Genomic DNA, 23397 nt, shown 5'->3' with positions numbered 1-23397 from the left:
GGTGGCGGGTGGGTCATGTCGTGCTCCGGAAAGGTGTCGTTTCCGGTCACTTTAGGCGGCGCCGGCGAGCGCCGGTATCAGCCGAAAGGATGAACGCGGGCGGCATTCGGGCGACCGGCGCGGTAGCGGGCCATTTTGCAAAGGCTGACGATGTCCGGCGCCGAATCGCTCTATCCTCCACATTTTTGCGATAAGTCACGAAAGCCCGGCAGAATAGCGCGGGCGGGCCGCGCATCGACGCGCGGCGCATCGGCCGGCCGATTCCGTCGTGCGAGCGGAGCGGCAGGCCGGCGATCCCGGCAGGAGCGCACACCCCGTGCGCGGGCGTTGCAGCGGCCGGGGATCGTGTCACGACAACCTATCGCCCGGTTGCGCGCTCGCGTGCCGGACCATCGACAAGAACAGGGAGGGCCGGCTATGAGGCTGGACGACGAAAGGGAAAGCACGAACGTCGAGGATCGCCGCGGCGCCGGCGGGTTCGGCGGCGGGCGTGGCGCGACGATCGGCATCGGCACGATCGTGGTTGCGTTCGCCGCGTCGTATTTCTTCGGGATCGACCCGCGCGTGATACTCGAAGGCGCGTCGGCGCTGCAGGGCCGCCAGCAGCAGGCGCAGCCCGCGCCCGCGCAGCGGCAGGGCGCGGCGGCGAACGAACCGAACGTCGTGTTCACGCGCAAGGTGCTCGGCAATATCGAGCGCACGTGGACGGGCGTGTTCGATACCCAGTTGCACGCGCAGTATCAGCCGCCGACGCTCGTGATGTTCACGAACTCGACGCCGACCGCATGCGGCACGGGCCAGACCGCGATGGGGCCGTTCTACTGCCCGGGCGACCGCAAGGTGTACATCGATCTCGGTTTCTACGACGAACTGCGCAAGCGTTTCGGCGCGGGCGGCGATTTCGCGCAGGCTTACGTGATCGCGCACGAAGTCGGCCACCACGTGCAGAACCTGCTCGGCATTTCCGACAAGGTCGACGCCGCGCGCCGGCGGGCGAGCCAGGCGCACTCGAACGCGCTGTCGGTGCGGATGGAGCTGCAGGCCGACTGCTTCGCCGGCGTGTGGGCGAACAACGCGCAGCGCGCGAACCAGCGGCTGATGGAACCCGGCGATTTCGAGCAGGGGCTGAAGGCGGCCGCCGCGATCGGCGACGACCGGCTGCAGCAGCAAGGGCAGGGCTATGTCGTGCCGGAGAGCTTCACGCACGGCACCAGCGACCAGCGCGTGTACTGGCTGCGACGCGGGATGCAATCGGGCGAACTGAGCGCCTGCGACACGTTCGCCGCGAACGCACGCTGAAAGCGGCGCGCGTACCGTCGCGCGCCCGCATCGCCCCGGCCTAACCCGCGATGGCGGCCGGGCCGGGACGATTTGCCGATTTGTGCTCACCGGCGCTTTTCGGCGTCGGTAGGCTGGCCCGAACTTCGATCTTCAATAAGTTCGCCCGCCAGCCGATTCCACCATGCCGACCTCATCCGCTCCCGCCGACCCGGCCGCCGCCGACTGGCCACGCGCGCTGCGCGCGTGCGTGGACGCGTTCGACGCGTTCGCGAGCCCGTCCGCGACCGTGTTCTACCGGCTCGACCAGAGCGGCGAACCGGCCGATTTCGAGCTGTTCGGGATGCCGGAATCGATGCATCGCACCTATGTCGCGCGCTACCGGATGCTCGATCCGCTGCATCCGTCGCGCTGTGCGGCCGGCGAGCGTGCGGTCGTCACGCTTGCTTCCCAATTGCCTGATGAAAGGCGCGACGCGTCCGCGTACTGGACCCGCTTCCTGCGGCGGCACGACGTGGCCGACGTCGTCGAGATCTGGCTGCGCGACGCGGGCCGCACGGTCGGCGCGTTCTCGCTGCTGCGCTTCGGGTCGGGCGACACGCGTGGCGGCGTGGCCGGCAACAGCACGGCCGGGCGGTTCGCGCCCGGCGAGATCGATGCGCTCGCGCGGCTGCAGCCCGTGGCCGAAGCCGCGCTGAGCCCGCTGCTGCGGGCGCGGCGTGGAATTCACCGGATCTGCTGCGAGGAGCGGTTGACCTACCGCGAGGAGCAGATCGCGCGCCTCGTGCGGGACGGCCGCTCGAACAAGGAGATCGCCCGCGATCTCGCGCTGGGCCAGCCGACCGTCAAGACGCACCTGATGCGCATGTATCGCAAGCTCGGCGTGTCGAACCGCACGGAACTGGTGGGGGCGTTGTTTCTGTAATTCATCGCATAATTGCGGTCTGGAATTCGAACCTTCGAGATCGTCGATTCATGAATACCAACGCGCTGCTGGCCGTGCTGTTTGTCTTGCTGGGTGTTTCGACGGCCTCGACGGCCTTCGCGCAAGAGGATGAACCCGATTCGTGCCGCGTGCTGCAACCGACGCGGATGCTGGCCGACGACGTCGGCGAGGCCGGTGCCGATCTCGGCGACGGATGGCTCGCACTGGCGCCCAGCGGCAATCGCTGGAAGCTTGCGCCGGCACGCATCCGGCTCGAACCGGTGCAACCGGATGGCGCAGTGGTCGACGTCACGCCCGACGTGAAACATGCCGTCGCGCTGTTGCGTTGCAAATCGCTCAGGCGGGGCCCGGTCGACGCGGCGAGCCTGGCGTTCCCGAACGGCGGAAAGGTGATCGAGCCCGGCCCCGAGCCGCTGCGTTTCGCGTTTCACGGCCGCCGGTACGCATTGCGCTACACCGCATCCGGTGCAGTGATTGCCGAAGGCGGAGGCAGGCGGTCGGTCCTGCATGATTTCGGCGGCGACACGCCGCCGTTTCGCGTGACGCTGATCTGGGCCGGCGACCTCGATCGCGACGGCCGACTGGACTTCCTGATGGAGTTCGGCAGTGAAATCGGCACGAATTTTTGCCTGTTCACGTCGGCCAATGCCAAGGAACACGAACTGGTTGGCCCCACGGGCTGCCTGGATGTCAGCGGCTGACCGGCAAGACGCCTCTGCCAACCACCCACCTCGCAGGCCTGATCGGTCGAACCGGTTGGCTCGCCGCCGCCGCAATCGTTCCGCTCGCGGGTTCCCGCCGTCGTGCAGTACCATGCGCGATCGTCGTTTCAATAACAACCAGGGGCCGGGAACATGGACGTCACGATCATTGCAGTTGCGCTTGTGGTTGCCGCCTTGAGCGTTGCACTGCCGATTTTCATCGTCAGGACCGTGAGAAGCGGGATATACGATTCGCTGTACTTCCTGATTCCGCTGGCGCTTGGCATCTACTGGCTGGATTACCAGGCGTACGACTTCCTTGCGTCGATGGGGCACGGCTTCAGAAACTAGCATGGAAATGACCGGGCATTGGCCCGGTACGGGCGCGGGCAGGCCCGCTGCGGTCGAGTAGGCCGGTCGGTCTGCCCACGCGATACCGAGCCGGCTTCCGGGCTCGACACTCGACCCTCGACCCGCCACGGCGCGGTTCGAACCCACCCCTCCCCAGCGCCCACGCGCTGCCAATTTGCGCTCACCGGGCGCGAACCCTCGTCGATACAGTGGAACGACGCCCGCGTGCCCGTGCGCACGCGGTCCAGCCACGACAATCCTCGAGACGCCCATGAGCACCACGAATTTCGTCGCCGTCAGCGACACCGTGCGCACCTTCGTTGCGCGCGACTTCGGCCTCTTCATCGACGGTGAAATGCAGCCCGCCCACGCGGCCGCGCGGCTCGACGTGGTCGACCCCGCGACGGGCGAGCGGCTTGCGACGGTCGCGGACGCCGACGCACACGACGTCGACCGCGCGGTCGCCAGCGCGAAGCGCGCATTCGACACCCGTGTGTGGAGCGGCCTGCGCCCGGCCGACCGCGAACGCATCCTGCTGAAACTCGCCGACCTGATCGAAGCCGACGCCGAAACGCTCGCGCAGCTCGAAACGCTGAACCAGGGCAAGTCGATCCACGTGTCGCGCGCGATCGAGGTCGGCGCGAGCGTCGAATACGTGCGCTACATGGCCGGCTGGGCGACCAAGATCACCGGCCAGACGCTCGACGTGTCGATCCCGTTCCCGCCCGGCGCGCGCTATACGGCCTATACGCGCAAGGAGCCGGTCGGCGTGGTCGCGGCGATCGTGCCGTGGAATTTCCCGCTGATGATCGCGGTGTGGAAGCTGATTCCCGCGCTTGCGGCCGGCTGCACGATCGTGCTGAAGCCGTCGCCGGAAACGCCGCTCACCGCGCTGCGCCTGGCCGAGCTCGCGCGCGAGGCCGGCGTGCCGCCCGGCGTGTTCAACGTCGTCACCGGCGGCCGCGTGTGCGGCGCCGCGCTCGCGAGCCACCCGTCGATCGCGAAGATCTCGTTCACGGGCTCGACCGCGACCGGCAAGCTGGTCGGCGCGGCAGCCGTGCAGAACATGACGCGCTTCTCGCTCGAGCTCGGCGGCAAGAACCCGATCGTGATGCTCGACGACATCGACGTCGCGCAGGCGCTCGACGGCGTCGCCGCCGGCGCGTTCTTCAACCAGGGGCAAGTGTGCGCGGCCGCATCGCGCATCTATGTGCATCGCAGCAAGTTCAGGCAGCTCGCGGATGGCCTCGCGGGCGTCGCGCAGTCGATGAAGCTCGGCGCGGGCCTCGACACGACCGCGCAGATCAACCCGCTAGTCTCCGCGCACCATCGCGACAAGGTCGTCCAGCACATCGAAGGCGCGCGCCGCGCGGGCCTCACGTTCCTCGCGGGCGGCACGCCGGCCGACGACCTGCCCGGCTACTACGTGAAGCCCGCTGTGATCGCCGATCCGCATCCGGACAGCGCGATCGTGCGCGATGAAGTGTTCGGCCCGGTGATCGTCGTCGTGCCGTTCGACGACGCGGCCGATGCGGTGCGCCTCGCGAATGCGTCGCCGTACGGCCTCGCCGCGAGCCTCTGGAGCAACGACCTGACGCGCGTGATGAACCTCGTGCCGCAGATCGAGGCCGGCACCGTGTGGGTGAATTGCCATATCCCGCTCGACCCGTCGATGCCGTTCGGCGGCTACAAGCAATCGGGCATCGGCCGCGAATTCGGCCAGTACGCGATCGAAGGCTTCACCGAAACCAAATCCGTCTGCATCGCGCACTGACGCGCGGCCTCAACCTCAACCGATCCGACAGTGGAGACTGCAATGAGCTACAACGAAGCGAAATTCTGGCACCCGATGCTGCACCCGAACGAGATGAAGCAGCGCAAGCCGATCCGCATCGTGCGCGGCGACGGCTGCTACGTGTTCGACGAACAGGGCCGCAAGCTCGTCGACGGCGTCGCGGGCCTGTGGAACGTGAACGTCGGCCACAACCGCCAGGAAGTGAAGGACGCGATCGTGCGCCAGCTCGACGAGCTCGAATACTTCCAGCTGTTCGACGGCATTTCGCATCCGCGCGCGGAGGAGCTGTCGAAGAAGGTGATCGACATGCTCGAACCGGAGGGCATGCGCCGCGTGCTGTACAGCTCGGGCGGCTCCGACTCGATCGAGACCGCGCTGAAGATCGCGCGCCAGTACTGGAAGGTGCGCGGCCAGGCCGACCGCACGAAGTTCATCTCGCTGAAGCAGGGTTATCACGGCACGCACTTCGGCGGTGCGTCGGTGAACGGCAACACGGTGTTCCGCCGCAACTACGAGCCGAACCTGCCGGGCTGCTTCCACGTCGAGACGCCGTGGCTGTACCGCAACCCGTTCACGCAGGATCCCGAAGCACTCGGCCGGATCTGCGCGGAGATGCTGGAACGCGAGATCCAGTTCCAGAGCCCCGACACGGTGGCCGCGTTCATCGCGGAGCCGATCCAGGGCGCGGGCGGCGTGATCGTGCCGCCGGCCAACTACTGGCCGCTGGTGCGCGAGGTGTGCGACCGTTACGGCGTCCTGCTGATCGCCGACGAAGTCGTGACGGGCTTCGGCCGCAGCGGCAGTATGTTCGGCAGCCGCGGCTGGGGCGTGCGCCCGGACATCATGTGTCTCGCGAAGGGGATCTCGTCGGGCTACGTGCCGCTCGGCGCGACGGTCGTGAACGCACGGATCGAGGACGCGTTCGCCGCGAACGCCGATTTCGGCGGCGCGATCATGCACGGCTACACGTATGCGGGCCATCCGGTCGCGTGCGCGGCGGCGATCGCGAGCCTCGACATCGTCGTGAAGGAAGACTTGCCTGCAAACGCGGCGAAGCAGGGCGCGTATCTGCTCGAGGCGTTGAAGCCGTTCGCGGAACGCTTCGCGGCGGTCGGCGAAGTGCGCGGCAAGGGGCTGATGCTCGCGCTCGACCTGGTCGCGAACAAGGACACGCGCGAGCCGATCGACCCGCTCTCGGGCTATGCGAACGCGGTCGCGGAAGTCGCGCGCGAGAACGGCGTGCTGGTGCGCCCGGTCGGCACGAAGATCATCCTGTCGCCGCCGCTCGTGATCCAGCGCGAGCAGCTCGACCGGATCGTCGACGCGCTCGCGGCGGGCTTCGAGGCCGTGCCGTTCGCGTGATGGCACGGCGGCGGCCGGCAGCGTAGCCGCCGCCGGTTTGCCGATTTGCGCTATGACCGGATTATTTTGCCTGCGTATTTTCTCGACATCGGATCAAGGTGTGATCGACAAGGGGCCCGGGAATCGAAGCGCTGAAGCGCCGCCCGGGCCGACCGCATAGCCATGGAACCCGGGTCGCCGACGAAGCGGCAGTCCGGGTCGACACAGGAAGGAGACAGGGATGTCGGGATGGTCTGGAGTTACCGGCGCAGCGGGCGACACGCCCGCCGGCACGCCGGCTGAAGCGGGAGGCGGCACGGCGCTGAAGGCGGGGGCGGTCGGCTTTCCGACCGCGCTGGCGAGCGCCGTCGGCCTCATCATGGCAAGCCCGGTGATTCTCACCGCGACGTCGGGCTTCGGGATGGGCGGCTGGGCGTTCGCGGTCGCGATGATCATCGCGTTCGTGATGATGCAGGCGCAGGCGACCACCTTCTCGGAAGCCGCCGCGATGCTGCCGACGGCCGGCTCGGTTTACGATTACCTGTCGTGCGGGCTCGGCCGCTTCTGGGCGATCACCGGCACGATCTCCGCGTATTTCCTCGTGCACGTGTTCGCCGGCACGGCGGAAACGATCCTGAGCGGCATCATGGCGCTCGTCAATTTCGAATCGCTGAATGCCGCGTTCGAGAAGCACAACAGCTCGTGGCTCGTCGGCGTCGGCCTCGTCGTCACGTTCGCGATCACCAACATCATCGGCATCAAGGTGTTCAGCAAGCTCGAGATCGTGCTGACGGCCGGCATGTGGCTGTCGCTGATGATCTTCGGGATCCTCGGGCTCGCGGCCGCGCCCGCCGTGCATCTCGACGGCTGGTTCGGCGGCTCGGAAGTCGGCACGTCGGTGCCGGCCGTGCTGTCGCTGGTCGGGATGGCGATGTTCATGTTCGTCGGCTGCGAGTTCGTCACGCCGCTCGCGCCGGAAATGAAGGCGCCGGGCAAGACGATTCCGCGCGCGATGGCGCTGGGCCTCGTCGGCGTCGCGATCTGCATGTTCCTGTACGGCGCGGCGATCCGCCGCCAGGTCGCGAACGTGCCGGTGAGCGCCGACGGCCTCACGCACCTGCTCGACACGCCGGGTGCGATTCCCGCGTTCGCGCTGCAGGTGCTCGGGCCGTTCGGCCGCGTGTGGTTCGGCATCGCGTTCCTGTGCGCCGGCGCCGCAACGATCAACACGCTGATGGCCGGGTTGCCGCGCATCCTGTACGGGATGGCGATCGACGGCGCGCTGCCGCGCTGCTTCGCGTACCTGCATCCGCGCTTCAAGACGCCGGTGGTCGGTATCGTCGCCGCGGCGATCGTGCCGATCTTTCATGCGTGGCTGATCAACGGCAATCTCGACAGCATCCTGCACCTCGTGCTCGCCGCGACCTGCGCGTGGGGCACCGCGTACCTGCTTGTCACCGCGTCGGTCGTGATGTTGCGGATTCGCCGCCCGGACCTGCCGCGCCCGTACCGTTCGCCGCTGTTCCCGCTGCCGCAGATCGTGTCGAGCGTCGGCATCATCCTGGCGATCTGGTACATCACGCCGCCGGGCATGAACGCGCGCGACATCTACGTGCCGTTCGGCGCGATGCTCGGGCTCACCGCGCTGTACGCGCTGTTCTGGACGCTCGTCGTGCAGCGCCGGCATCCGTTCAAGCCGGTGCCGGTCGAGGAAGTGCTGCGCAACGAGCACGTCGCATCGTGAAGCTCGCGCTCGCACGCTGGCGCGCGGCGTCCGATGCGCCGCCGCCCGGCCATCGGCCCGGCGCGATCGCCGCGCGCGTGCTGGCCGACCTGCGCGCCGAGCGCGATGCCGATCACGTCGGCAGTCCGACGGCGAGGCTGCCGAACGGCGTGCGCGTGAGCGTCGACGAGCGCGTCGACCGCCAGTTCCTGATGCACACGGTCAGCGTGAAGGTGGCGGTAACCGCAACCGGCCCGGCCGTGCAAGGCAGCGCGCGCGTGCGCCAGACCGGCTGGCTGCGCTGCACGGGTATCGACGCGGTGATCGTGCCAGGATGCGACCCCGGATTCGCCGACACGCTGGCTGCGCTGGTCGACGAGCCGTCGCTGGTCGACGAGCCGTCGCTGGCTGACGCGCTGCGGCCGCTGCACCTGACCGACTGTACGATCGACGCGCGCGACGGGCGCTGGACGCTCGCGATCGTGCCGTTCGGCGGCAGCGAGGTCGTGAACCGGATGCCGTCGTTCCGCCGCTACGTCCGCCTGACGGGCGAGCAGGCCGCCGCGCTGTCGGCGGCCTGCCTCGCGTTCGAAACCGCACTACGCAGGATTTTGCACGGGTAAGCTGTGGCGTTGCGCGCCGGGGAACCGGCGGCCGCGTTTAGGGGTTTTACCGGAGATGCCGATGCTGTTCCAGTCACGCTCACACGAAGACGTGCACGATCACGGGCTCGCGATCGCGGGCTGGCATCAGGTCTACCGCCAGATGACGCCGGGCCGCTTCAAGGGCACCGTCACGCAGGTGCTGTACGACGATTTCCACTTCTTCCGCGAAACGACCAACCGGCGAGTCGCGCAGACCGGGCTCGCGCCGGCCGGGCGCACGTCGCTCGCGGTGCCGCTGTCCGTGCCGCTCGCGGGCACGTTTCAGGGCCAGCCCGTCGACGGCTATGCGCTGCTCGCGCTGCGCGCCGGCGAGGATTTCGAATTCCACACGCCGGAAGGGATGGGGCTCGTCGGGATCAGCGCGGCGTCCGACATGGTCGACGAGCTCTGCGAAGCCGAATTCGGCGCATCCGGCGCGCGCAAGCTGCGCCACGTGACACGACTGTCCGATGAGCAGGGCGTCGCGCTCGGCGTGCGGCTGTCGTCGCTGATCGACGATGCGCAGCGCAACCCGGGCCACCTCGAATACGCGGCCACCCGCAAGATGTTCCGCGACGCGATGCTCGGCATGTTCCTCGATGCGCTCGAGCAGGGCATCGGCGTCGAGCGCCGCGACATCACGCACGCCACCTACAGCGACATCGTGAGCCGTTGCGAGAAGCATCTGCGCGACCGGCCCGAGGAACCCGTCACCGTGCTTGAACTGTGTCGCGCGCTGCGCTGCAGCCGCCGCACGCTGCAAACGAGTTTTCAACGCGTGGCCGACGTCACGCCGGTCGGCTATCTGCGCACGATCCGGCTGAATGCGGTGCGCCGCCTGCTGCGCACGACGCCCGTGCAGCAGCTCGGCGTCGGCGAGGCCGCCGCGAGCTGGGGGTTCACGCACCTCGGCTATTTCGCGCGCGAGTATCGCGACCTGTTCGGCGAGCTGCCGTCGCAGACGACGCGCCCCGAATGACGCACGCGCGCCGCAACGGCGCCGCTGGGCACGGTCGCGGGCAACGCGTGCGACTGTTTGCCGATTTGCGATAGAGGTCCTGAATTTTCGCTGGATAGAGTCCTGTCACCCATATCGATAACCCCATCGATCTGCACTGCGAATCGATGACAACAGAGGGGCGGGACATGAAGATCGGACGACGACTGGCCGCGGCTGCGGCGACGCTGGGTTGCATGCACGCACACGCGCAGACCTCGGGCAGCGTGACGCTGTACGGCACCGTGGACACCGGCATCATCTACTCGACGAACCAGCAGTTCACGCGCGCCGACGGCAGCACGGGCGGCGGCCATGCGTGGCAGATGGGCGGCGGCAACCTCGTGCCGTCACGGTTCGGCTTCCAGGGCGCCGAGCCGCTCGGCGGCGGGCTCAATGCGGTGTTCACGCTCGAGCAGCAGTTTCTTTCGGCGAACGGGCAGGCGCTGCAGGGCGGCACGGCCTTCAGCCGGCAGGCGTGGGTCGGGCTGCGCCAGGACGGGATCGGCACGCTCGGCCTCGGCCGCCAGTACGACACGTACACCGACATGCTCGGTGCGTACGTGTCGAGCAACAACTGGGCGACGCCGTACGGCTCGCATCTCGGCGACGTCGACAACCTGAACGCCGCATTCAACTTCAACAATGCGGTGAAGTTCACCAGCGCCGATTTCAACGGCCTCACGTTCGGCGGCACGTTCAGCTTCGGCGGACAGGCCGGCGATTTCTCCGCGAAGCGCGGTTACGCAGTGGCCGCGACGTACACGCGTGCGCCGGTCGCGTTCTCGGTCGGCTACCTCGACCTGCACCAGCCGCTCGACGCTGCGCTCGGCGGCGCGAATGGCTATATCGGCGATTTCGCATGCAGCAACCCAGGGGCGATGTACTGCCTGCTGCAGGATGCGGGCTCGATGCGCGCGTTCGGCGCGGGCGGCTCGGTCACGTTCGGCGACGCGACGATCGCGCTCACCTATACGCATACGCGCCTCGGCGACAGCCGTTATTTCTCGACCACCGCGCAGCCGCGCACGCAGGCGTTCACGTTCGATATCGGCGAGCTGAACGCCACGTACATATTCACGCCCGCGCTGCAGGGCGGTGTTGCGTACATCTTCAACGCCGCGCATACCGACGGGCGCGGCACGACGCGGTTCCACCAGGTGAACGTCGGCACGAACTACAGCCTGTCGAAGCGCACGGCGCTGTATGCGGTCGCGATCGGCCAGATCGCGAGCGGGAAGGGGCTCGGCACCGACGCGGACGGCAACGCGGTGAACTACGCGCAGATCCCGGTGCTCGCGAACAGCAATTCGAGCCGGCAACTGGCGGTGATGGCGGGCATTCGTGTGAACTTTTAAGCGCAGGGCATGGGACACGGCGCGCGAAACGCGGGCGGCCGGCGACGAGCAACGGGCGACGAGCAACGGGCGGCGAGCAGCAGGCGGGTGGCGGGCGGCCGGGTTGCCGCCCGATTCGCCGTGGCAAGCGCTCGGCAGGCGCCGCGCACCGGCGATCGCCATGTGCCATAAATTCTTAACGATCGGCGTGAACAATGGCGTTCGCTACAGGCGGCCGGAAACATCTCCCGCGTTGCACACGTGTGCAACGCCCGGCCGTCCCGCCACCACGCCGAACGAGAGAGACTTCATGACCTTGCTGAGCCGCCTGCGCGCGCTGTCCGCCGCCCTTGCGCTGTCCTTCGCCGCCACGCACGCCGTTGCCGCGGATCTCGTCATCGCAGGCCGCGACGATATCTACGGCAAGGGGCTGGCCGACGCCGTCGCCGGCTTCAACAAGCTGCATCCGGGTACCGAGATCGAGCTGCTCAAGCTGCCGAACGCGAACCTGTACCAGAAGCTCAAGCTGTCGATGCGCGAAGGCACCGGTGCATACGACCTCGTGATGATGGACGACACGTGGGCGCCCGAATTCATCGGCAACGGCTGGCTGAAGCCGCTGCCCGCGTCGCTCGCGGATGCCGACCTCGTGCCGTCCGCCGTCGCGCTCGGCCGCAACGCGGCCGGTGCGCTGTATGCGCTGCCGATCGTCGGCAACGTCGAGATGTTCGCGTACCGCAAGGACCTGCTCGCGAAGTACAAGCTGCAGCCGCCGCGCAACTGGGACGACGTGCTGAAGATCGCGCAGACCGTCGGCGGCGCGGACAAGAGCGTGTCGGGCGTCGTGTTCCGCGGCACGAAGGGCAACCCGGTCGTGACGGGCTTCCTGCCGATCCTGTGGGCCTATGGCGGCGACGTGTTCGACCGTTCCGGCAACGTGACGATCGATTCGCGTGAGGCACAGGCCGCGCTGAAGACCTTCCTCGCGCTGAAGGCATCCGCGCCGAAGGACGTCGACGTGTACGGCGCGGCGGAAGTGCGCGATGCGCTGCAGCGCGGCACCGCCGCGCAGTCGATCGAGGTATGGCCGGCGTGGGTGCCGGCGCTCGACGATCCGAAGCAGTCGCGCGTGGTCGGCCAGATCGCGCTGCAGCCGCCGCCCGGGCAGACCGCGGGCCCGGCGCCGATGCTCGGCATCTGGCAGATGGGCATCCCGAAGGACGCGCCGCACGCGAAGCTCGCGCAGGATTTCCTCGCGTACCTGACCGCCCGCGACACGCAGACGCGCCTCGCCGGCATCGGCATTCCGCCGACCCGCCGCAGCGTGTTCAACGATCCGGCGCTGGTGCGCCAGTACCGCTGGTATCCGGATCAGCTGAAGGCGCTCGAAGCCGGCCGTGCGCGGCCGCGCGTGAACGACTGGCAGCAGGTCGAGAGCATTCTCGGCGACCAGTTGCAGCTCGCGCTGACGGGGCAGGCCACGCCCGACGCCGCGCTGCGCCAGGCGCAGCAGAAGATCGCGCAGGCGACGGCCGCGGCCGGCAAGTGACCGCTCGCCTGGAACCCTCACCGGAACCCGGCGCATGAAAGCTTTCGGCCGCAGCCTGCCGTTCGTCGCGCTGCTCGGGCCCGCGCTGCTGGTGCTCGCCGCGCTCGCGCTGTATCCGGTCGCGCAGGTGCTGATCGATTCGTTCTGCCGGGTCGACTACTCGGCCGGCCGGCGCGCCTTCGCCGGGCTCGCGAACTATCGTGCGGTGCTCGGCGACGATGCGTTCACGGCCGGCTTCGGCAACACGCTGCGCTTCACGATCGTCGCTTCGCTCGCCGAAGTCGCGCTGGGTTTCGGCCTTGCGCTGCTGTTCGTGCGCGCGTTTCCGGGGCGGCGCATCGCGCTGCCGCTCGCGATCCTGCCGATGATGCTGTCCACGCTCGTGTGCTCGGCGATCTGGCGCAACTGGCTCAACTTCGACGGCTTCCTGAACGCGCTGCTCGCGGCGTTCGGCATCGAAGGCGTGCGCTGGCTGTCCGATCCGCATCTCGCGCTGTGGTCGCTCGCGCTCGTCGACGTGTGGCAGTGGACGCCGATGGCGTTCCTGATCGTACTCGCCGGGCTGCAGTCGATCCCGCAGGAGCTGTACGAAGCCGCGCGCACCGACGGCGCGAGCGAGTGGCAGTGCCTGCGCGACATCACGCTGCCGCTCGCGGCGCCGCAGATCGGCCTCGCGCTGCTGCTGCGCTCGATCGACACGTTCAAGCTGTTCGACAAGGTCTATGCGCTGACGGGCGGCGGCCCCGGCAACGCGACGCAGACGCTGTCGACCTATATCTACGACACGGGCTTCCGCTTCTTCAACGTCGGCCCGGCGAGCGCCGCGTCGGTGCTGATGCTCGCGGCGTCCGCGCTGCTGGTCTCGGGGTACGTATGGCAGACGGTTCGCAAGCGGCGCGCATGACGGCGCAACCCGCCCGCATCACGGGCGCACGAACGGGCGTCGCTTTGGGTCGCGCGATGCCGTGGGCACTGCGCATCGCCGCGCTCGCGCTGTTGCTGCTGCCGTGCCTGTGGATGGCGGGCGCGGCGTTCATGCCGACGCTCGAACGCCTCGATCATCCGTTGCGGATCTGGCCGGCCGCGCCGACCGTCGAGCATTTCGCGTCGGTCTGGTCGAACGGCATCGGCGCGCCGCTGTTCAATTCGTTGCTGGTCGGCTTCGGCACGACGCTGCTCGCGCTGGCGCTCGCGTTTCCGGCCGCGTATGCGCTCGTGCGGCTGCGGTTTCCGGCGCGGCTCGACCTGCTGTTCCTGGTGCTCGTGCTCGCGTTGAAGCTGATGCCGCCGATCACGATCGCGGTGCCGCTGTTCGCGCTCGCGAAGCGGCTGCACCTGCTCGACTCGACGCTCGGCCTGATGCTCGCGTACCAGATCTACGCGTTGCCGATGGCGATCTGGATGCTGCTCGCGTTCGTGCGCGACGTGCCGATCGAATACGAGGAAGCCGCGTGCATCGACGGCGCGGGGCTCGCGCGACGCCTCGTGCAGATCGTGCTGCCGCTTTGCGCGCCGGGGCTGATCGCGACCGCGATCTTCGTGTTCATCGCCGCGTGGAACGAATTCCTGATCGCGCTGCTGTTCGTGTCGACGCCGAGCCGCTTCACGCTGCCGCTCGCGATTGCCGGCTACGTGACGGAGAACGGCATCGACTGGGGCGACCTGATGAGCGCGGGGCTGATGGCGTCGCTGCCCACGCTGGCCGTGGCCGGCTATGTGCAGCGCTACCTGTTGCGCGGGTTCGCGGGCGGGCTGAAGTGACGCGCGGCGTCGCCGCGCCCGATTTTCCCTGGTTATGCGCAGCTGGCCCGCACCACCTGCGTGACCGGCACGATGCGCGTGCGCGACGGGCCTTCGAACGCCTGCATCCGGTCGGCGAGCAGGTCGACCGCCGCCTGCGCGAGGCCGCGCGTGTCCTGCCGCAGCGTCGTGAGCCGGTACGCATCGTATTCGGCGGCCGGGATGTCGTCGAAGCCGATCACGCGCACGTCGTCCGGCACGCGCAACCCGAATTCGCTGCGCGCGACGTCGATCACGCCGAGCGCGAGCAGGTCGGACGAGCAGAACACGCCGTCGGGCCGCTTGCCGTTCGCGAACAGTTGCCGCGCGGCGTCGACACCGCTTGCATGCGTGTCGGACGGCGTGTCGAGCACGTGCGCGAGCGTTGCATCGAACGCATCGCCGCGCCCGATCGCCTGCTCGAACGCGGTGGCACGCGACTGCGCGCTGTAGCTCGCGCCGCGCGGCCCGACGAACGCGAGCCGGCGCGCGCCGGCCCGCACGAGCCGCTGCGCTGCGTGGACGGCGCCCGCCGCGTTGTCGCTGACGACGATGTCCGCGCCCGGCAGGTTCGCCTCGCGGTTGATCATCACGACCGGGATCCGGTGTTCGAGATACTGCTGCGCGACCGACAGCGGCGGCGACGCGGACGTCATCACGAGGCCCGCGATCCGGTAGCTGAGCAACTGTTCGAGCGATTGCCGGACCTGGCGCGGATCTTCCGCATTGGTCACGAGCGGCGTGAGCGCGCGCTGCCCGAGCGCGGCCATCAGGTCCGACAGCAGCCGCGCGCGAAACGGATTCTCGAACCCGGCCGTCACGACGCCGATCATGCTGCTGCGCTGCGTGATCATGTCGCGGGCGATCAGGTTGACCTGGTAGCCGAGCGCGCGCGCGGCGACCATGACGCGCTCACGCGTCTGCGGGGCGATGCTCGCCGTCGGCGAGAATGCACGCGATACCGCGGAGCGCGACACGCCGGCGCGCGCCGCGACATCCGATGCCGTGACCCACGGCTTTCTTTCCTTGTCATTCATCGATTCATGATCCCTTCGAGCCACGATACGTGCATGCCGCCCGCCGACTGGATGTCGGCGCTCGACGATGCGCGGCTGCTGCATACGCTGACCCTACCGGGCAGCCATGACACCTGTGCGTATACCGTCGACGATCGGCTCGTGCGCACCCAGCGTGCGCCGCTCGATGCGCAGCTCGCGCATGGCGTGCGGCTACTCGACATCCGCTGCCGGCACGTGCGCGATGCGTTCGACATCCATCACGGCGGCATCGCGCTCGGCATGACGTTCGACGACGTGCTGGCAACCTGCGCGCGTTTTCTCGACGCGCATCCGCGCGAATGCATCGTGATGTCGGTGAAGGACGAATGGCCGGCGCACGCGTGCACGCGCGGTTTCGATGCGACGTTCGACGCGCATCGCGCGCGGCATCCGCGGCTGCGCTGGCATGCCGGCGGCACGCTGCCCGCGCTCGGCGACGTGCGCGGTGGGGTCGTGCTGCTGCGGCGCTTTCGCAGCAGCCGGCCGCTCGGCATTGACCTGACTGCGTGGCCCGACAATGCGACGTTCACGATCGACCACCCCGACGGCGCATTCGTGATCCAGGACGAATACCGCGTGCCGGTTGCCGCGTCGATCGGCTGGAAGTGGCGTGCGATCGACGCACTGCTGACGGATTTGCCGTCGCCGGACAGCGGCCGCTGGGCGATCAACTTCTGCAGCGGGACGGGAATGGGCGCGAATCCGTCGGTGGTCGCACACGGCGACGGCAACGTGCGGGGCATTCATGCACGGCTGGCCGAACGGCTGCGCGAGCAGCCCGGCCCGTATGGCGCGATGCTGCTCGACTTCTGCGATGACGACGACTGGGCGCTGGTACGCGCGCTGATCGCGTGCAACGACCATGTGCCGGCGCCGGGCGTCTGGCGCAAGACGTTTCGCTGTTAGTGGAGATTGGCGCTGAAGAACGCGAGCGCCTTTGCGTCGAGCGTTTCGTGAAAGGCCGCGCGATCGAATCCCTTCGCATCGGTACAGACTTCGGGCGAGACCTGCGCCAGTTGTTCGGCGCACGGCGCGAGAAACGCGAAATGCGCGGAATTCGGCACGACGTGGAATTCCGGCCGTTTCGGCAGCATGTCGGCCAGCGCGGGGACCGTTTCCGGCTCCACGCCGTCGCCTCCGGCTTCGGATCCCCAGAGCTGGATCGGCGCATGCACGTCCTTCAGCGTATCGGCGCTCGGGAATTCGTTCATCGGATCGGCGATCACGTAGGCCTTGATCCGCGGATCGTGCGTCAACGGCTGGCGCGGCACGTCGTGGTCGCGGATCTGCTTGCAGATCAGCCAGGTCGGGTCCGGGCAGGCCACGTGCGCGTGGACGAAATCCGGATTGGCGCCAGCCAGCACGAGGCCCGTGTAGCCGCCGCGCGAAAAGCCGAAGAAGCCGATCCGGGCAGCGTCGATATGCCCGGCGTCGGGCCCGTCGGCCAGCATGTAGTCGATCAGGCGCTTGATGTCGTCCGGCCGCTCGACCAGCTCCCGCAGGTCGGCCGCGCGGCTCATGTCCGTATGCGTGTCGCCGGGATGGTTGATCGCCGCGACGACGTAGCCTGCGTCGGCGAGCGTTTCGGCGAGGTCGTGATGCCCGAAGTACGTGCCGGCGTGGCCGTGCGAGATCACGACGAGCGGCAGCTTGTCGCCGACGGTCGGGCAGTTGCGTTGCCCTTTCAGCAGGAACGGGCCGATCGTGAGCGATTGCGCGGGGATTGCGCAGGGCGTCCAGATGACCGCGCGCAGTTCGGGGCCGGCCGTGTCGGCAGGGATGGTGACGAACTTGACGCCGGCCGCGTGCGCGACCGTGGCGGACAGGCAGAGCAGGACAGCCGGGAGCCAGGTCTTCATGTCGATTCCCGAGGGGGCGCGGCGCGACGTGTGCCGGAGAGATGCGCTCAGCGCGTCGCGATCGCCACCGCCGCACCGGCCATCGCGGTCGCGCTCGTGCGATTGGCGAACCGCTTGGCGCGCGCCGACGTCAGGAAGGCCCGTGCGCGTGACGCAAGCAGCGACCAGAAGCAGTCGGCGAGGATCAGCACCGCGAGCATCGTGCCGACGAGTTCGGCCCACGCGGTCACACCGACATGCGTGAGGTCGACGATGGTCGGCAGCAGCGCGAGATAGAACACCATGATCTTAGGGTTGCCGAGCGTAACGAGCATCCCCGCGACGAACATGCGCCACGGCGACTGGCCGCGCGGCAGGTCGTCGGCGTCGGTCGCGGTCGGCGCGGTCCACATCTTCCACGCGAGGAACAGCAGGTACGCGACGCCGAGCAGCTTCAGCACGATCAGGCCCGTTTCGAACGTGCGCGCGAACGCGGACAGCCCCGCGACCGCGAGCGTGAGCCACAGCGCTTCGCCGACCCACATGGCCGCGAGGAACGGCAGCACGTCGCGCACGCCGTTCGTCAGCACGCGCGCGACCAGCGCGGCGACGCTCGGCCCGGGCGTGCCGGCGGTGACGAGCAGGGTGACAGCGAAGACGGCGAGCGCGGACAGCGTCATGACGAACCTCGTGGGTGGGGCGTTCGAAACGTATGAGGTTTCGATTATAGTGACGGCCGTTCCAGACTGTCTGCCTGAATTGCCGTGATGACTGCATCGATCCTGATCCGTCCCGCCACGCGGGAAGACGCGGCCGCGATGGCCGCCGTCGAAGTCGCCGCCGCGCAGCGGTTCCGCGCAATCGGCATGACTCACATCGCCGACGCCGAGCCGACCGATGCGGCTGCCGTGCGCGTGCGCATCGACGACGGCCGCGCGTATGTCGCGGTCGATCCGCAGGGTACGTGCGTCGGGTTTGCGTTCTACCGGCTGCTCGATGCGCAGCGGCTGTATCTGGAAGAGCTGGATGTCGCGCCGTCGCATGCCGGACAGCGGATCGGCGCGCGCCTGATCGAACAGGTGATGGCACGCGCGGCGCAGGAACGGATCGCGGAGGTCGTGCTGTCGACGTTTCGCGACGCGCCGTGGAATGCGCCGTACTACGCGCGCCTGGGTTTCAGCATCGTCGACGACGCCACGCTCGACGACACGCTGCGCGCGATCCGCGCGCACCACGTCGCGCTCGGCCTCGACGAGACGCAGCGCGTGTTCATGCGGGCGGACGTGCGCCGCTGAACACGCGCTGCCGGGCCGTCAGGCCGCGTCGCTCAGCGCCGGGTAATCGGTATAACCCGTTTCGCCTTCCGCGTAGAACGTTTCCGGCACCGGCTTGTTGAGCGGTGCGCCGAGTTCGAGGCGGCGCGGCAGGTCGGGGTTCGCGATGAACAGCTTGCCCCATGCGATCGCGTCGGCGCTGCCGTCCTCGAGCGCAGCCTGCGCGGTGTCGAGCGTGAACTGCTCGTTCGCGATCAGCGGGCCGCCGAATGCCTCCTTCAGGCGCGGGCTCAAGTGGTCGCCCGAATACGACTCACGCGTGAAGATGAAGGCGATCTTGCGACGGCCGAGTTCGCGCGCGACATAACCGAACGTTGCCGCCGGATCGGAATCGCCCATCGTGTGCGCGTCGCCGCGCGGGGCAAGGTGCACGCCGACGCGGCCGGCGCCCCACACGTCGATTGCTGCATCGACCACTTCGAGCAGCAGGCGTGCGCGGTTCTCGATCGGGCCGCCGTACGCATCGGTACGGTGGTTGGTGCTGTCCTGCAGGAACTGGTCGAGCAGGTAGCCGTTCGCGCCGTGGATCTCGACACCGTCGAAGCCGGCGGCCTTCGCGTTTTCCGCACCCTTGCGGTACGCGGCGACGATGCCCGGGATTTCGTCGAGCTCGAGTGCGCGCGGCGTCACGTACGGGCGCTGCGGACGCACGAGGCTCACGTGGCCGCCGGCGGCGATCGCGCTCGGCGCGACCGGCAGGTCGCCGTTCAGGAACACCGGGTCGGAGATCCGGCCGACGTGCCAGAGTTGCAGCACGATGCGCCCACCGGCCGCATGCACGGCCTGCGTCACCTGTTTCCAGCCCTCGACCTGCTCATCGGACCAGATGCCGGGGGTATCCGCGTAGCCGACGCCCTGCGGCGTGACCGACGTTGCCTCGGTAATGATCAGGCCGGCCGTCGCGCGCTCGGCGTAGTAGCGGGCCATCAGCGCGTTCGGCACGCGCGTCGCGCCCGCACGGGAGCGGGTGAGCGGCGCCATCACGATGCGGTTCGGCAGGGTCAGGTCGCCGAGGGTGACGGGATCGAACAGGGTGGGCATGGCAAATAACCTCTTCACGAAAGGCGGGAAACCGTCGCGTCATGGGCGACAGCGTTCCGCATGGCCGGTTCGGCCGTGTTGACTAGAGTTCGCGGCGCAGGGCGTCGTGAAATGCGTCGATGACGGCCTCGTTGCGCTGAAAGAACGCCCACTGGCCGATCCGTGTCGACGTCACGAGCCCCGCGCGCTGGAGCGTCGCGAGGTGCGCGGAGACGGTCGACTGCGACAGCCCGCAGCGCGCGTCGATCTGGCCCGCGCAGACGCCGTGCTCATACGGCAGCGTCTGGTTCGGGAAATGCTCGCCCGGCGTTTTCAGCCAGAGGAGGATTTCCCGGCGCACGGGGTTCGAGAGCGCTTTCAGGATGGCTTCGATGTCGAGTTCGGTCGGCATGGATGGGTTGGGCGTTTCGGTCAGGCAATGAAGTATCGTCGATGGGCGAATCTTATATCGGAACTTGACGATATGTTTGAAAGCATTGCTGGCAATGGGGTTGATAGTGAAATGCGATAACGGGGATGGATCGTGATGACTCTCGAGGGTGCAGGGCGGGTGTGCGCTTCCCGTAACCGCCCCGCAGCGCGCGACGGATTCTGCGACCATCGCCGTTAAAGTCATATCCGCCACTCGATCCGTCGCCATGTCACTCATTTCCGTTGCCTTTGCAAGCATCCGGCGCTCACGCGTATTGCCGGCCGCCCGAACCCTGGCGTTCGCGATTTCGGTCGCGGCAGCCATCGGTGTCCTGGGCGGCGCGCATCCGGCCGAAGCCGCCACGCCCACCCAGCGCGAACGTCTCGAAGCACCGGTGAAGGCAGTCGCCGACCAGCGCTTGACCGTCGACACGCCGCAGGGCAGCGCGATGTTGCCCGTCTATGCCGACCATCCCGTCGACAAGGCGGCACCCGACGTCACGCGTGTGTTCATCGTGATTCACGGCACGCTGCGCAACGCCGACGCTTATTACGCATCGGGGCTCGAAGTCGTCGAGAAGGCCGGTGCAGCGGGCCAGGGGACGATGGTCATCGCGCCGCAATTCCTGACACGCGCCGATACGCGTGCGTTCTCGCTGCCCGCGCCCACGCTCGCCTGGACCCAGGAAGGATGGAAGGGCGGCGAACCGGCCCGCCAGCCAGCCCCGATCAGTTCGTTCACCGCGCTCGACGCATTGCTCGCGCATTTCGCCGACCGCAGCCTGTATCCCGCGTTGTCGACGGTCGTCGTGATCGGCCACTCCGCCGGCGCGCAGTTGCTGCAGCGTTACGCGGTGGCCGGGCACGAAGGCGATGCGCTCGCGCGGGCCGGCATCGCAGTGCGCTATGTGGTCGCGAACCCGTCGAGCTACCTGTATTTCGACGACGAACGGCCGGACGGCCGGGCGATCGCAGGCGGAACCTGCCCGAGCGCGACGGTATGGAAATACGGGCTGAAGTCGGCACCGCCTTATGTCGCGTCGCAGGACGTGCGCGATCTCGAAACACGCTATGTCGCGCGTCATGTCGTGTACCTGCTCGGCCAGGCCGACACGAACCCTTACACCCACTTCATCGACCGCTCATGCGCGGCCATGGCGCAAGGCCCGTACCGGCTCGCACGCGGGCTCGCGTATTTCGACTATCTGAAGAAACGGCATCCTGACGATCTCGCGCAGCAGGTCGTCGAAGTGCCGGGCGTCGGGCATGACGGCCTCGGGATGTTCACGTCCGCTTGCGGGCTGGCCGTGCTGTTCGGGCACGCGTTGCCGCAATCGTGTCCGGTCGTTGCCGGCACGGCGCCGGACATGCGCGCGGCAGGGCAGTGAGCGTGCGTGCGAGATCCGCGCACGGCGAAAATCGATCGGTCAGAGACATGCAGGCTCCCGGTTCAGGATGACGGCGGTGCCGGGCGCGCTCCCATGAACATCACGATCCTCGACGATTATTTCGACACGCCGCGCGGAACGGTGTGCTGATGGTCGAGGTGAATGAGGCCGGCCGTGCCCGGCTTCAGGCTGGTCGCGCGTGATCGAGCCGAAGCGCTCGGCGCGCGATAGGGGCGCCGCGTATCACGCCGGATCTTCCGTGATCGGCGGCCCGCTGGCGTCGAATACGGTCAGGCCTTCCGTCGGGTCCGTCGGCGTATCCCACGGACGCGCCGCGATGGCCCGTTGTGCGGCCTCGTAGCCGGCCTGCCGGCGGGCCTCGATGCCGGCCGGCGTGAAATCGATGTCCTTGAACTGATTGTCGTCGGCGAGTCGCGGCGCCGCGAGCTTGATCAGATGCATCGTGGTTTCGCATCCCCACGCGGTGAGCCGGCGCACGGCCGGCGACGCGCGTTCGGCCTCCGGCACGTGCCGGGCCAGCTCGCGGATCACGTGGCGCAGCCGGTGAATTTGCTGCTGGCGCGCGATGTGGCTGTCGGTGCGGCTCGCGTACTGGATGTCCTTCTGCCGCTCTGACACCTGCCAGATGCTCTGGGGCTCGGGGCCGGCCGGGTTCCACATCTGGACCGAGAAGATGATCGAGCTGCGGCGCGGATTGTCGTCGAGCACGACCTCGACCGGTGTGTTCGAATACACGCCACCATCCCAGTAGGGTTCGCCGTCGATCCTGATCGCCGGGAACGCGGGCGGCAGCGCGCCGGAGCTCATGATGTGCTCGAGCGCCAGTCGCGTATCGCGGGAATCGAAATAGCGCATCGTGCCCGAGCACGCATTGACCGCGCTGACGGTCAGGCGCGGGCGGCCCGCGTTCAGCAGCTCGGGATCGATCAGCGACGCAAGGGTGTCGCGCAGCGGCGCGATCCGGTAATACGACGCGCGATCGACGCCGAGGCGGACCATCGGCCCGAGCCACGAGGCCGGATTGGGCTGGAAGAATCCCGCGATGCCGCCGCCGATGATCATCAGCTCGGCCAGCGTCCGGTTCCAGCCGGGCAGCAGCGGCGCAGTGTCGAAACGGGTCCGTTCGGTCACGCGGCGCCAGAATGCCGACAGCTTCTCGTAACGCTGTGCTGGCGGGTTCCCGGCGATCAGCGCCGCGTTGATCGCGCCGATCGACGTCCCGACCACCCAGTCGGGCCGGATGCCGGCTTCGTCCATCGCCTGAAAGACGCCGAGCTGGAAGGCGCCCAGTGCGCCGCCGCCCTGGAGCACGAGCACCACTTGCCCGGGGAGATCCATGCGTGCCGGCTGGGTCGCGGTCATGGCTGGCCTCGCTGCGTGTGATAGTGGGTCGGGTCTGAACGGTTCGATTCAGTTTAGGCGATCGACGGCGCAGGGCCGCCCGCAGTGCAACGGGCGGCCGCGTTCGATTCGACGTCAGTCGCTTCCGACCCTCAAGCGCGTGACGCGCCGCGTCATTCGACCGTGATGGTCTCCTTCATGTACGGGTGAATCCCGCAGAACACCTTGTAGACGCCCGGCTTGTCGAAGCGGAACGAGTACGTCTCGTCCTGGTCGAGCGCCTTCGAATGAAAGATGCCCGCGTCGTTGACGACCGTGTGCGGCTCTCCGTCGAGGTTCTTCCACGTGATCGTCGTGCCGGCCTTGATCGTCGTCGACATCGGCGAAAACATGAAGTTGCGGATCGTCACGAGCGTGCCGTCGGGGCCCTGCGCGAACGCGCTGAGCGGGGCGGTGGCGCACAGGAGCAGCGCCGCGATGAGGCTGGATCGCTTGAAACGGGTCATGTCGGTCTCCCTTGGATT

At 68.3% G+C, this 23397-nt stretch carries 23 protein-coding genes; 16 read left to right on the top strand and 7 right to left on the bottom strand.

Annotated elements, in window-relative coordinates; all coding sequences use genetic code 11:
- Positions 1 to 417: 417 nt before the first annotated feature.
- The 13 genes from G3N98_RS11460 to G3N98_RS11400 all read left to right on the top strand — a co-directional run bounded on the left by G3N98_RS11460 (position 418) and on the right by G3N98_RS11400 (position 14423).
- Positions 418 to 1299 (top strand): neutral zinc metallopeptidase, encoded by an 882-nt coding sequence (locus G3N98_RS11460; protein ID WP_206148238.1) that lies wholly within the window; start codon positions 418 to 420, stop codon positions 1297 to 1299.
- A gap of 163 nt (positions 1300 to 1462) precedes the next feature.
- Positions 1463 to 2203: a LuxR C-terminal-related transcriptional regulator gene (locus tag G3N98_RS11455; RefSeq protein WP_206148237.1), complete on the top strand. Its 741-nt coding sequence runs from the start codon at positions 1463 to 1465 to the stop codon at positions 2201 to 2203.
- 50 nt (positions 2204 to 2253) lie between these two features.
- Positions 2254 to 2925 (top strand): hypothetical protein, encoded by a 672-nt coding sequence (locus tag G3N98_RS11450; RefSeq protein WP_206148236.1) that lies wholly within the window; start codon positions 2254 to 2256, stop codon positions 2923 to 2925.
- 153 nt (positions 2926 to 3078) lie between these two features.
- Positions 3079 to 3276, top strand: a complete 198-nt coding sequence (locus G3N98_RS11445; RefSeq protein WP_206148235.1) for a hypothetical protein — start codon at positions 3079 to 3081, stop codon at positions 3274 to 3276.
- Between the two features lie 271 nt (positions 3277 to 3547).
- On the top strand, positions 3548 to 5050 hold the full coding sequence (locus G3N98_RS11440) for an aldehyde dehydrogenase family protein (protein WP_206148234.1): 1503 nt from the start codon (positions 3548 to 3550) through the stop codon (positions 5048 to 5050).
- A 42-nt stretch (positions 5051 to 5092) separates the two neighbouring features.
- Positions 5093 to 6433, top strand: coding sequence for an aspartate aminotransferase family protein (locus G3N98_RS11435; protein ID WP_089427101.1), 1341 nt, complete (start codon positions 5093 to 5095; stop codon positions 6431 to 6433).
- A gap of 220 nt (positions 6434 to 6653) precedes the next feature.
- Positions 6654 to 8156: an APC family permease gene (locus G3N98_RS11430; protein WP_206148233.1), complete on the top strand. Its 1503-nt coding sequence runs from the start codon at positions 6654 to 6656 to the stop codon at positions 8154 to 8156.
- Entirely contained in the window at positions 8153 to 8758 is a 606-nt protein-coding gene (locus tag G3N98_RS11425; protein ID WP_206148232.1) for a DUF3156 family protein, read from the top strand. The genes G3N98_RS11430 and G3N98_RS11425 overlap by 4 nt, the downstream gene beginning before the upstream one ends.
- A gap of 61 nt (positions 8759 to 8819) precedes the next feature.
- Entirely contained in the window at positions 8820 to 9758 is a 939-nt protein-coding gene (locus G3N98_RS11420) for a helix-turn-helix domain-containing protein (RefSeq protein ID WP_039344159.1), read from the top strand.
- Positions 9759 to 9925: 167 nt separating this feature from the next.
- Positions 9926 to 11134 carry a porin gene (locus G3N98_RS11415; RefSeq protein WP_206148231.1) on the top strand — a complete coding sequence of 403 codons (1209 nt, stop codon included), beginning with the start codon at positions 9926 to 9928 and terminating at the stop codon, positions 11132 to 11134.
- A 289-nt stretch (positions 11135 to 11423) separates the two neighbouring features.
- A complete protein-coding gene (locus tag G3N98_RS11410; protein WP_206148230.1) occupies positions 11424 to 12662 on the top strand; it encodes an ABC transporter substrate-binding protein in 1239 nt (412 codons plus the stop codon).
- A 34-nt stretch (positions 12663 to 12696) separates the two neighbouring features.
- Positions 12697 to 13566: a sugar ABC transporter permease gene (locus G3N98_RS11405; protein WP_089442040.1), complete on the top strand. Its 870-nt coding sequence runs from the start codon at positions 12697 to 12699 to the stop codon at positions 13564 to 13566.
- A complete protein-coding gene (locus G3N98_RS11400; RefSeq protein ID WP_206148229.1) occupies positions 13563 to 14423 on the top strand; it encodes a carbohydrate ABC transporter permease in 861 nt (286 codons plus the stop codon). Before G3N98_RS11405 ends, G3N98_RS11400 begins: the two co-directional genes overlap by 4 nt.
- 32 nt (positions 14424 to 14455) lie before the next feature.
- Here G3N98_RS11400 and G3N98_RS11395 read toward each other — a convergent pair whose 3' ends face one another.
- Positions 14456 to 15478: a LacI family DNA-binding transcriptional regulator gene (locus G3N98_RS11395; protein WP_206148228.1), complete on the bottom strand. Its 1023-nt coding sequence runs from the start codon at positions 15476 to 15478 to the stop codon at positions 14456 to 14458.
- Positions 15479 to 15484: 6 nt separating this feature from the next.
- Here G3N98_RS11395 and G3N98_RS11390 point away from each other — a divergent pair, with 6 nt between their 5' ends.
- On the top strand, positions 15485 to 16405 hold the full coding sequence (locus tag G3N98_RS11390) for a phosphatidylinositol-specific phospholipase C (RefSeq protein WP_206148227.1): 921 nt from the start codon (positions 15485 to 15487) through the stop codon (positions 16403 to 16405).
- On the opposite strand, the gene G3N98_RS11385 is transcribed toward G3N98_RS11390, so the two are convergent.
- Both G3N98_RS11385 and G3N98_RS11380 read right to left on the bottom strand, forming a co-directional pair.
- Complete coding sequence (locus G3N98_RS11385) at positions 16402 to 17358, bottom strand: alpha/beta hydrolase (protein WP_206148226.1); 957 nt, start codon at positions 17356 to 17358, stop codon at positions 16402 to 16404. The genes G3N98_RS11390 and G3N98_RS11385 overlap by 4 nt on opposite strands.
- A gap of 47 nt (positions 17359 to 17405) precedes the next feature.
- The gene (locus tag G3N98_RS11380; RefSeq protein WP_206148225.1) at positions 17406 to 18017 is read right to left on the bottom strand and encodes a LysE family translocator; all 612 of its coding nucleotides are present in this window, start codon (positions 18015 to 18017) and stop codon (positions 17406 to 17408) included.
- An 87-nt stretch (positions 18018 to 18104) separates the two neighbouring features.
- Between G3N98_RS11380 and G3N98_RS11375 the strand changes: the two genes are divergently transcribed.
- The gene (locus G3N98_RS11375; RefSeq protein WP_206148224.1) at positions 18105 to 18632 is read left to right on the top strand and encodes a GNAT family N-acetyltransferase; all 528 of its coding nucleotides are present in this window, start codon (positions 18105 to 18107) and stop codon (positions 18630 to 18632) included.
- Positions 18633 to 18650: 18 nt separating this feature from the next.
- Here the strand turns inward: G3N98_RS11375 and G3N98_RS11370 are convergent, their stop codons facing one another.
- Together G3N98_RS11370 and G3N98_RS11365 are read right to left on the bottom strand one after the other, a co-directional pair.
- A complete protein-coding gene (locus G3N98_RS11370) occupies positions 18651 to 19712 on the bottom strand; it encodes an alkene reductase (protein WP_089427114.1) in 1062 nt (353 codons plus the stop codon).
- A gap of 82 nt (positions 19713 to 19794) precedes the next feature.
- Positions 19795 to 20103, bottom strand: a complete 309-nt coding sequence (locus G3N98_RS11365; protein WP_089427115.1) for a helix-turn-helix transcriptional regulator — start codon at positions 20101 to 20103, stop codon at positions 19795 to 19797.
- Positions 20104 to 20350: 247 nt separating this feature from the next.
- Here G3N98_RS11365 and G3N98_RS11360 point away from each other — a divergent pair, with 247 nt between their 5' ends.
- Positions 20351 to 21511 carry an alpha/beta fold hydrolase gene (locus G3N98_RS11360; protein WP_206148223.1) on the top strand — a complete coding sequence of 387 codons (1161 nt, stop codon included), beginning with the start codon at positions 20351 to 20353 and terminating at the stop codon, positions 21509 to 21511.
- 243 nt (positions 21512 to 21754) lie between these two features.
- On the opposite strand, the gene G3N98_RS11355 is transcribed toward G3N98_RS11360, so the two are convergent.
- Entirely contained in the window at positions 21755 to 22894 is a 1140-nt protein-coding gene (locus G3N98_RS11355) for a patatin-like phospholipase family protein (protein WP_206148222.1), read from the bottom strand.
- 152 nt (positions 22895 to 23046) lie between these two features.
- On the bottom strand, positions 23047 to 23379 hold the full coding sequence (locus G3N98_RS11350; RefSeq protein WP_206148221.1) for a cupredoxin family copper-binding protein: 333 nt from the start codon (positions 23377 to 23379) through the stop codon (positions 23047 to 23049).
- Between the last annotated feature and the right edge of the window lie 18 nt (positions 23380 to 23397).

This window comes from Burkholderia sp. Tr-20390, assembly GCF_017104595.1.
Lineage (GTDB): Bacteria > Pseudomonadota > Gammaproteobacteria > Burkholderiales > Burkholderiaceae > Burkholderia.
The sequence above is the reverse complement of the archived record's forward strand: the minus strand, read 5'-3'. Positions and strand labels throughout refer to the sequence as shown.

Excerpts from the sequence above, each read along its gene's own strand:
- G3N98_RS11460 (WP_206148238.1), top strand. The coding sequence starts at position 418 with ATGAGGCTGGACGACGAAAGGGAAAGCACGAACGTCGAGGATCGCCGC.
- G3N98_RS11455 (WP_206148237.1), top strand. The coding sequence starts at position 1,463 with ATGCCGACCTCATCCGCTCCCGCCGACCCGGCCGCCGCCGACTGGCCA.
- G3N98_RS11450 (WP_206148236.1), top strand. The coding sequence starts at position 2,254 with ATGAATACCAACGCGCTGCTGGCCGTGCTGTTTGTCTTGCTGGGTGTT.
- G3N98_RS11445 (WP_206148235.1), top strand. The coding sequence starts at position 3,079 with ATGGACGTCACGATCATTGCAGTTGCGCTTGTGGTTGCCGCCTTGAGC.
- G3N98_RS11440 (WP_206148234.1), top strand. The coding sequence starts at position 3,548 with ATGAGCACCACGAATTTCGTCGCCGTCAGCGACACCGTGCGCACCTTC.
- G3N98_RS11435 (WP_089427101.1), top strand. The coding sequence starts at position 5,093 with ATGAGCTACAACGAAGCGAAATTCTGGCACCCGATGCTGCACCCGAAC.
- G3N98_RS11430 (WP_206148233.1), top strand. The coding sequence starts at position 6,654 with ATGTCGGGATGGTCTGGAGTTACCGGCGCAGCGGGCGACACGCCCGCC.
- G3N98_RS11420 (WP_039344159.1), top strand. The coding sequence starts at position 8,820 with ATGCTGTTCCAGTCACGCTCACACGAAGACGTGCACGATCACGGGCTC.
- G3N98_RS11415 (WP_206148231.1), top strand. The coding sequence starts at position 9,926 with ATGAAGATCGGACGACGACTGGCCGCGGCTGCGGCGACGCTGGGTTGC.
- G3N98_RS11410 (WP_206148230.1), top strand. The coding sequence starts at position 11,424 with ATGACCTTGCTGAGCCGCCTGCGCGCGCTGTCCGCCGCCCTTGCGCTG.
- G3N98_RS11405 (WP_089442040.1), top strand. The coding sequence starts at position 12,697 with ATGAAAGCTTTCGGCCGCAGCCTGCCGTTCGTCGCGCTGCTCGGGCCC.
- G3N98_RS11400 (WP_206148229.1), top strand. The coding sequence starts at position 13,563 with ATGACGGCGCAACCCGCCCGCATCACGGGCGCACGAACGGGCGTCGCT.
- G3N98_RS11395 (WP_206148228.1), bottom strand. The coding sequence starts at position 15,478 with ATGAATGACAAGGAAAGAAAGCCGTGGGTCACGGCATCGGATGTCGCG.
- G3N98_RS11390 (WP_206148227.1), top strand. The coding sequence starts at position 15,485 with ATGATCCCTTCGAGCCACGATACGTGCATGCCGCCCGCCGACTGGATG.
- G3N98_RS11385 (WP_206148226.1), bottom strand. The coding sequence starts at position 17,358 with ATGAAGACCTGGCTCCCGGCTGTCCTGCTCTGCCTGTCCGCCACGGTC.
- G3N98_RS11380 (WP_206148225.1), bottom strand. The coding sequence starts at position 18,017 with ATGACGCTGTCCGCGCTCGCCGTCTTCGCTGTCACCCTGCTCGTCACC.
- G3N98_RS11375 (WP_206148224.1), top strand. The coding sequence starts at position 18,105 with ATGACTGCATCGATCCTGATCCGTCCCGCCACGCGGGAAGACGCGGCC.
- G3N98_RS11370 (WP_089427114.1), bottom strand. The coding sequence starts at position 19,712 with ATGCCCACCCTGTTCGATCCCGTCACCCTCGGCGACCTGACCCTGCCG.
- G3N98_RS11365 (WP_089427115.1), bottom strand. The coding sequence starts at position 20,103 with ATGCCGACCGAACTCGACATCGAAGCCATCCTGAAAGCGCTCTCGAAC.
- G3N98_RS11360 (WP_206148223.1), top strand. The coding sequence starts at position 20,351 with ATGTCACTCATTTCCGTTGCCTTTGCAAGCATCCGGCGCTCACGCGTA.
- G3N98_RS11355 (WP_206148222.1), bottom strand. The coding sequence starts at position 22,894 with ATGACCGCGACCCAGCCGGCACGCATGGATCTCCCCGGGCAAGTGGTG.
- G3N98_RS11350 (WP_206148221.1), bottom strand. The coding sequence starts at position 23,379 with ATGACCCGTTTCAAGCGATCCAGCCTCATCGCGGCGCTGCTCCTGTGC.